The organism is Crenothrix polyspora, assembly GCF_900163755.1.
Taxonomy (GTDB): domain Bacteria; phylum Pseudomonadota; class Gammaproteobacteria; order Methylococcales; family Methylomonadaceae; genus Crenothrix; species Crenothrix polyspora.
Window position 1 is genome coordinate 1 of sequence record NZ_FUKI01000025.1, and the last position, 1,435, is coordinate 1,435.

3 protein-coding genes are annotated in these 1,435 nt (G+C 39.7%); all 3 read left to right on the forward strand.

Annotated elements, in window-relative coordinates:
- Positions 1-208, forward strand: a 208-nt coding sequence (locus CRENPOLYSF2_RS01825) for a replication initiation protein (RefSeq protein ID WP_140396760.1), incomplete at its 5' end; no start/stop codon positions are given.
- A 124-nt stretch (positions 209-332) separates the two neighbouring features.
- Complete coding sequence (locus tag CRENPOLYSF2_RS01830) at positions 333-1,070, forward strand: site-specific DNA-methyltransferase (protein ID WP_087142264.1); 738 nt, start codon at positions 333-335, stop codon at positions 1,068-1,070.
- Positions 1,033-1,416: a site-specific DNA-methyltransferase gene (locus tag CRENPOLYSF2_RS01835; RefSeq protein ID WP_140396761.1), complete on the forward strand. Its 384-nt coding sequence runs from the start codon at positions 1,033-1,035 to the stop codon at positions 1,414-1,416. The genes CRENPOLYSF2_RS01830 and CRENPOLYSF2_RS01835 overlap by 38 nt, the downstream gene beginning before the upstream one ends.
- Positions 1,417-1,435 lie beyond the last annotated feature (19 nt).

The following is a 1,435-nucleotide window of genomic DNA, read 5'->3' on the forward strand; positions in this document are numbered from 1 at the left end:
GTTTGAAATTGAAGAAAAATATAAAGCAATTAAAGACTTAAAAAAATACGTAATAGACCCCGCTATCAAAGACATCAACACCCATTCAAACTACCAGGTAAATTGGACACAACGCAAAACCGGACGTAACGTAACGCATTTAACCTTCATATTTACTGAAAAACAGCCCTTAACGCCCGAAAATCCCAAAAGACCTACACAGGACTAAGGAAAAGATGATTAACGGCGTAAAAGAGTCAGAAATCAAAAAATCGGCCAAGGTGGGTGAGTCGTGGGAAGACGCGGCGGCTCGGATCAAAGCTAAACAATAAACCTAGGCCTAAAAATACAACATGGACAAACTCAAACTACACAGCCCCAATTTCATTCAAGACAATATTGCCAAACTGGCAGAACTCTTCCCCAACTGCATCACGGAAACATTGGGCACAGATGGTATGCCACAAAAAGCCATCGATTTTGACCAATTGCGCCAAGAGCTGTCCGATAAAATTGTTGAAGGCCCGCAAGAACGTTACCAGCTCAATTGGCCAGGCAAACGCGAAGCTTTGTTAACCGCCAATGCACCCATTGCCAAAACCTTACGCCCTTGCCGCGAAGAAAGTGTGGATTTTGACACCACCCAGAATTTGTATATTGAAGGCGACAATCTGGATGCACTCAAGCTGTTGCAGGAAACCTACTTGGGTAAGGTGAAGATGATTTACATTGACCCGCCGTATAACACGGGTAACGACTTTATTTATGAAGATGACTTTGCTGAAGACAGCGAAAGTTATTTGCTAAAGTCCAACCAAAAAGATGAAGCAGGCAATCGCTTGGTGGCGAATAATGAATCCAATGGGCGCTTTCATTCGGATTGGCTCAGCATGATGTATCCGCGCTTGAAACTGGCAAGAAATTTATTGCGGGATGATGGGGTTATTTTTATTTCGATTGATGATAATGAACAAGCGAATTTGAAACGGTTGTGTGATGAGATTTTTGGGGAAGATAGCTTTTTAGCCTCTATTATTTGGAAAAAGAAAACAAATGGGAACAATGTTTGGTGTAATTCCCCCAGTTCATGATTATTTTATAAGCTATTCAAAAAATTCTTCTTTATTGAATGATGCAAACTTTGGAATGCCATTAACTAAAGATTTTATTGATAAAAACTTTAAAAACCCAGATAACGATCCGCGCGGAGTATGGACGACGATGGATTTATCCGCTAATCATGAAGGTCCTTATTTCCCGATTGAAAACAAAGAAACTGGGGAGATTTATTACCCATCAAAGGGAAGATATTGGGTTTTTAATGAAAAAGAAGTGGAAAAAAGGATTAAAGATGGAAAAATAATTTTTGGAAAAACAGGGAAATCTAGTCCTGTTTTCAGTACCGTACACTTTTTAAACCAAGCCAAAGCTAGCTAATATCATGGCGTTACCTTTA

Excerpts from the sequence above, each read along its gene's own strand:
- CRENPOLYSF2_RS01830 (WP_087142264.1), top strand. The coding sequence starts at position 333 with ATGGACAAACTCAAACTACACAGCCCCAATTTCATTCAAGACAATATT.
- CRENPOLYSF2_RS01835 (WP_140396761.1), top strand. The coding sequence starts at position 1,033 with ATGGGAACAATGTTTGGTGTAATTCCCCCAGTTCATGATTATTTTATA.